The 4,771-nt window shown below is 69.1% G+C and carries 6 protein-coding genes; 2 read left to right on the top strand and 4 right to left on the bottom strand.

Annotated features, from left to right (window positions below):
• From V7D63_RS13110 to V7D63_RS13095, 4 genes are all read right to left on the bottom strand, one after another.
• Positions 1-1,316, bottom strand: a 1,316-nt coding sequence (locus V7D63_RS13110; protein WP_333592720.1) for a TldD/PmbA family protein, incomplete at its 3' end; no start/stop codon positions are given.
• A 65-nt stretch (positions 1,317-1,381) separates the two neighbouring features.
• Positions 1,382-2,161, bottom strand: a complete 780-nt coding sequence (locus V7D63_RS13105; protein WP_333592719.1) for a GIN domain-containing protein — start codon at positions 2,159-2,161, stop codon at positions 1,382-1,384.
• On the bottom strand, positions 2,158-2,739 hold the full coding sequence (locus tag V7D63_RS13100) for a DUF1700 domain-containing protein (RefSeq protein WP_333592718.1): 582 nt from the start codon (positions 2,737-2,739) through the stop codon (positions 2,158-2,160). Before V7D63_RS13100 ends, V7D63_RS13105 begins: the two co-directional genes overlap by 4 nt.
• The gene (locus V7D63_RS13095) at positions 2,736-3,092 is read right to left on the bottom strand and encodes a PadR family transcriptional regulator (protein WP_333592717.1); all 357 of its coding nucleotides are present in this window, start codon (positions 3,090-3,092) and stop codon (positions 2,736-2,738) included. Before V7D63_RS13095 ends, V7D63_RS13100 begins: the two co-directional genes overlap by 4 nt.
• A 323-nt stretch (positions 3,093-3,415) precedes the next feature.
• Here V7D63_RS13095 and coxB point away from each other — a divergent pair, with 323 nt between their 5' ends.
• Both coxB and V7D63_RS13085 read left to right on the top strand, forming a co-directional pair.
• Positions 3,416-4,402, top strand: a complete 987-nt coding sequence (gene coxB / locus V7D63_RS13090; RefSeq protein ID WP_333592716.1) for a cytochrome c oxidase subunit II — start codon at positions 3,416-3,418, stop codon at positions 4,400-4,402.
• Between the two features lie 18 nt (positions 4,403-4,420).
• A partial coding sequence (locus V7D63_RS13085; RefSeq protein ID WP_333592715.1) for a cbb3-type cytochrome c oxidase subunit I occupies positions 4,421-4,771 on the top strand: 351 nt, incomplete at its 3' end.

The raw sequence follows: 4,771 nt of genomic DNA, 5'->3' as shown, positions 1-4,771 counted from the left end.
AAGTCGTCGCCGATCATGGTGATGTTCTGCAAGGCGGTGGCCCCGTCGCCGATCAGGGTGGCGCCGCGAACCGGGGCGGTGATCTTCCCGTCCTCGATCAGATAGGCCTCGGTGCACTGGAAGACGAACTTCCCATTGGTGATGTCCACCTGGCCGCCGCCGAAATTGGCGGCGTAGAGACCGCGCTTGGTCGAGGCGATCATGTCGGCCTGGTTGTCGCGTCCGCCCTCCATGAAGGTGTTGGTCATGCGCGGCATCGGCATATGGGCGAAGGACTGACGCCGTCCGTTGCCGGTGGCCGAAGCGCCCAGTTGGCGCGCCGAAAGCCGGTCGTGCATCAGCCCGACCATGATGCCGTCCTCGATCAGCACGGTGCGCGAGGTCGGGGTGCCTTCGTCGTCGACGGACAGGGAGCCGCGGCGTCCGGCGATGGAGCCGTCGTCGACCACGGTGACGCCCGGCGCGGCCACGCGTTTGCCCATCATGCCGTTGAAGACCGAACTGCCTTTGCGGTGGAAGTCGCCCTCGAAGCCGTGGCCGACCGCCTCGTGCAGCAGCACGCCGGGCCAGCCCGCGCCCAGCACCACGTCCATCTCGCCCGCCGGGCAATCGACGGCGTCCAGATTGACCAGGGCCTGACGCAGGGCCTCGTCGATCTGGCCCTGCCAGCGGTCGGGGGCGATCCAGGTCTCGAAGCCGGCGCGGCCGCCCGCGCCCGCCGAGGCCGTCTCGCGGCGACCGTCCTTCTCGACCGTGACCGAGACGTTCAGCCGGACCAGCGGGCGGACATCACGCACCAGCCGTCCGTCCGCGCGCAGGATCTCGACGGCGCGCCGCTCGCCCACCAAGGAGGCCGAGACCTGGACCACGCGCGGATCGCGGGCGCGCGCCCAGGCGTCCATTTCCGACAGCAGGGCGATCTTGTCGGCGAAAGCCGGTGCCGCCAGGGGATCGACCTCGTCATAGAGTTTCTGATTGGTGGCGCGCGGCGCCTCGGCCGTGACGCCCGTGTGTCCGGCCTTGGCCAGGGCGGCCGCGTCCGCGGCGCGGCGCAGAGCGGCGGCCGAGATCTCATTGGCGTGGGCGTAGCCGGCGGTCTCTCCGGCCACGACGCGCAGGCCGAAGCCCTCGACCGCGTCATAGGCGGCGCTTTTCAGCCGACCGTCGTCGAAGACCAGGCTCTCGCTCTCGGTCTTCTCCAGGAACAGTTCGCCGTCGTCGGCCCCGGCCAGGGCGCCGGACAGGACGCTCAAGGCCTCGTCGGGATCGACGCCGGCGGTTTCGAGGATCGGGGGCGGGGAGACGGAGACGGTCATAAGCCCCAGATAGGGACTCACGACGGCCGCGTCACCCGCCCCCGCGTTTCAGAGCGGGTCGAGGCTCAGAACGATTCGCGGATGTCGCCCGATCCGCTGATGGCGCGGCTGACCTTGGTCGGACGTTCGGTCAGGGTGACGTCGCCCGATCCGGTGATGCTGATGTCCGCCTCGCCGGTGGGACCGACCCGGGCCTCGCCCGAGCCGGCGATGTCCACGTCGGCGTCCGTCAGGGTCAGGGCCGCCAGGTCGGCGTCGCCTGAACCGTTGATCGACAGGGCCAGTCGGCGCGCCTTGCCGGTCGCGGTGACCTCGCCCGAGCCGTTGATGTCGACCCGCAGATCGTCGTGGTCATAGTTCTGGATGTCCAGTTCGCCCGAGCCTTCGACCGCGAAGCGGCTGACGTTCGGGGCGGTGACCGTGATCCGCACGCGTTCGCTGTCGGCCCAGATCTCGGCGCCGCCGGGCCTGAAGCCGAAGGTGACCCGCTCGTTCCCATCCTTCAGGGAGATGCGGCCGCCGGTGACGACCACGCGGTCCACGGCGTCTTGCGGCCCGGTGACGACGATCCCGGCCTGGGCGCCTTGAACGAAGACGACGTTCAGAGAGTCTTCGATGCGCAGGCTGTCCTGACCGTCCCAGGCCAGGTTGCGGGTCACGTCGGGACCGACGGTGCGGGCGCCGTTGACGCGCTCGAAGCGGACGCTGTCGCCGTCGCCTTCCTGAAGGGTCCAGGCCCAGCCGTTGCGGGCCATGTCGCGGCCGCCCAGGGCGGCGGCGCCGCCCAGACAGGCCAGGCACAGCACCAGGGCGGCGCCGGCGATGATGAGCAGGGTGCGGGTCATGCCGTCTCTCCAGCGGCTTGGGGTTCAAGAGCCGGCTTCAGCAGCCGGTAGTGCAGGCGGGCGAACCAGACCAGGCCGTTGACCAGCCAGACGGTGACCAGGGTGGTCAGGGCGCCGATGAAGGTCGCGCCGGCCATCAGACCCAGGCCGGCGAACAGGGCCGCCAGGACGCCGCCGGGGAAGCCCGCGAACGGCCCGGCCACGAAGACCACGCCGCCGGCGATGAACATGGCGATCACGGCCACGAAGACGCCGAAGATGGACCCCAGCACGCCCATCAGGATGGGCAGCAGGATCAGGATGTCGATCGCCCCCAGGCCCAGCACCGCGAAGACGGCGGCGGCGGCGGCGGACGGATTGCGTTCCTGGCGCCAGCGCTGGGCGGTCGATTCGGCGCGCAGCTCGCGGGCCAGGCGATCAGGGTCGCCCAGGGCCGAGGCCACCTCGGCCTCGGTGCGGCCCGCCGCGACGCCGTCGTCGAAATGCGCCTCATAGTCAGCGACGATCTCGGCGGCGGCGGATGTCGGCAGGCCGAGCAGTCCGCGCTTGAGTCGGGACAGGAATTCGGCGCGCGTCATAGGGCGTCTCCCGGTTGGGCGGCGACGACGGAGCTGTCGGAAACGACGGCGTCGACGGCGCGGGTGAAGGATTTCCATTCGGTCGCCTGGGCGTCCAGGGCCGTGCGGCCCGCCTGGGTCAGGCGGTAGTATTTGCGCGACGGGCCGGACGACGATTCGACCAGATAGGTTTCGACCAGGCCGTCGGTCTGCATCCGCCGCATCAGCGGGTAGATGGTGCCTTCGCCCATGTCGATGGCGTCGGACAGTCGGCTGGCGATCTCATAGGCATAGCTGTCGGCTCTCGCGAGCAGGGCCAGGACGCATAGGCCCAGAACCCCTTTCTTAAGCTGGATTTCGATGGTTTCGGGCACCTCGGTTCTCCTGTGCTGACGGGGTGAATATCGCAAGGTATCGTGTGATGCAAGGTAGCTTGCGAAACATGACTGCGATTTAATGACGGAGCGCGCCTCGGGCCTCGCGACGGGGGGGGGCGGGTCGAAAAAACGGCGCTCCTGGCGGCGGCGCGCCCGATCAGCGCCCTATTCCCCAGGCTCTAGGCCCTTCGTCGCTTGGCAAGCGCCCGGCGATCCGATAGGGACCGGCCCATGACGCGGCGGCCCGTGGCCTTTGCGCGCCTTGTTGCGATTAACTCGCAAACGGCCGTCGCAGAACGACTTTATAGAGGACGTCTCGAATGGGGATGGGCACGCGAGCCAAGGGGTTGATCGGAGGCGCGACCGCCTCGGCCCTGGCCGTTTTCGCCGCCGCGCCGACCTGGGCGCAGGATTTGGTGGGGCAACCGACGCCGGGAGGGCTGGGGCTGCAGCCCGCCGCCTCGCCGTTGAAGGTCGAGGCGCATGTTTTCCACGACTTCATTCTGATGCCGATCATCACGGCGATCTGTCTGTTGGTCCTGGGCCTGCTGCTGTGGATCGTGGTGCGCTACAACAAGCGGGCCAATCCGACGCCCGCGCGCTGGAGCCACAACACCCTGATCGAGGTGATCTGGACGGTCGTGCCGGTCCTGATCCTGGTGTTCATCTCGCTGTTCTCGTTCCGCCTGCTGTTCGCCTATCACAACATGCCGGACCCGGACGTGACGGTGAAGGTCACCGGCAACCAGTGGAACTGGGCCTATGAATACCCCGACCAAAAGGTGCCGGAGTACATCTCCAACATGGTGCCCGAGGGCGAACTGGCCGAGCGCGGCATTCCGCACAACCTATATCGCCTGGCCGCCGACGAGCCGATGGTGGTTCCGGTCGGCAAGACCGTCCGCCTGCTGATCACCGCCGCCGACGTGATCCACGCCGTGGGCCTGCCGGCCTTCGGTCTGAAGACCGACGCCGTTCCGGGCCGGGTCAATGAGACCTGGTTCCGCGCCGACCGCGTCGGCACCTTCTACGGCCAGTGCTCGGAACTGTGCGGCGTCGATCACGCCTTCATGCCGATCCAGATCAATGTCGTGACCGAGGCCGAATTCGCCGCCTGGGTCGCCTCCAAGGGCGGCTCCATGACGCCGCAGGCCGCGCCGGCGCCCGCCGCCGCCGCGCCGGCTCCCGCCGCTGCCGAAGGCGCGGTCCCGGCCGCCCCCGCAATCGCCGCCGCCGGGTCGACCCCGACCGCCCCCGCCACTACTCCGGCTCCGGCCGCGGCTCCCGCCGCGTCGGCGGCCCGTTAATCCGCGAGAGCCTCGAACATGGCCAACGCAGCCCAGACCCACGCCCACGACGGTCACGACGATCACGACCACAAGCCGGGCTTCTTCACCCGCTGGTTCCTGTCGACCAACCACAAGGACATCGGCACCCTGTACCTGCTGTTCGCCATCATGGCGGGCATCGTGGGCGGCGCCCTGTCCGGCCTGATCCGCTGGGAGCTGGCCGAGCCGGGCTTGCAGATCTTCCTGCCGGGCAGCCCCCTGGCCCAGTTGGGCCTGTTCGACCTGAGCGACCCGTCGCGCGCCAAGCACGCCTATAACGTCGTCGTCACCGGCCACGCCCTGATCATGATCTTCTTCATGGTCATGCCCGCCATGATCGGCGGCTTC

Source organism: Brevundimonas sp., assembly GCF_036732845.1.
Taxonomy (GTDB): domain Bacteria; phylum Pseudomonadota; class Alphaproteobacteria; order Caulobacterales; family Caulobacteraceae; genus Brevundimonas.
Note: the sequence above shows the minus strand (reverse complement) of the source record. Positions and strands in the feature narration are given on the sequence as shown.

Excerpts from the sequence above, each read along its gene's own strand:
- V7D63_RS13105 (WP_333592719.1), bottom strand. The coding sequence starts at position 2,161 with ATGACCCGCACCCTGCTCATCATCGCCGGCGCCGCCCTGGTGCTGTGC.
- V7D63_RS13100 (WP_333592718.1), bottom strand. The coding sequence starts at position 2,739 with ATGACGCGCGCCGAATTCCTGTCCCGACTCAAGCGCGGACTGCTCGGC.
- coxB (WP_333592716.1), top strand. The coding sequence starts at position 3,416 with ATGGGGATGGGCACGCGAGCCAAGGGGTTGATCGGAGGCGCGACCGCC.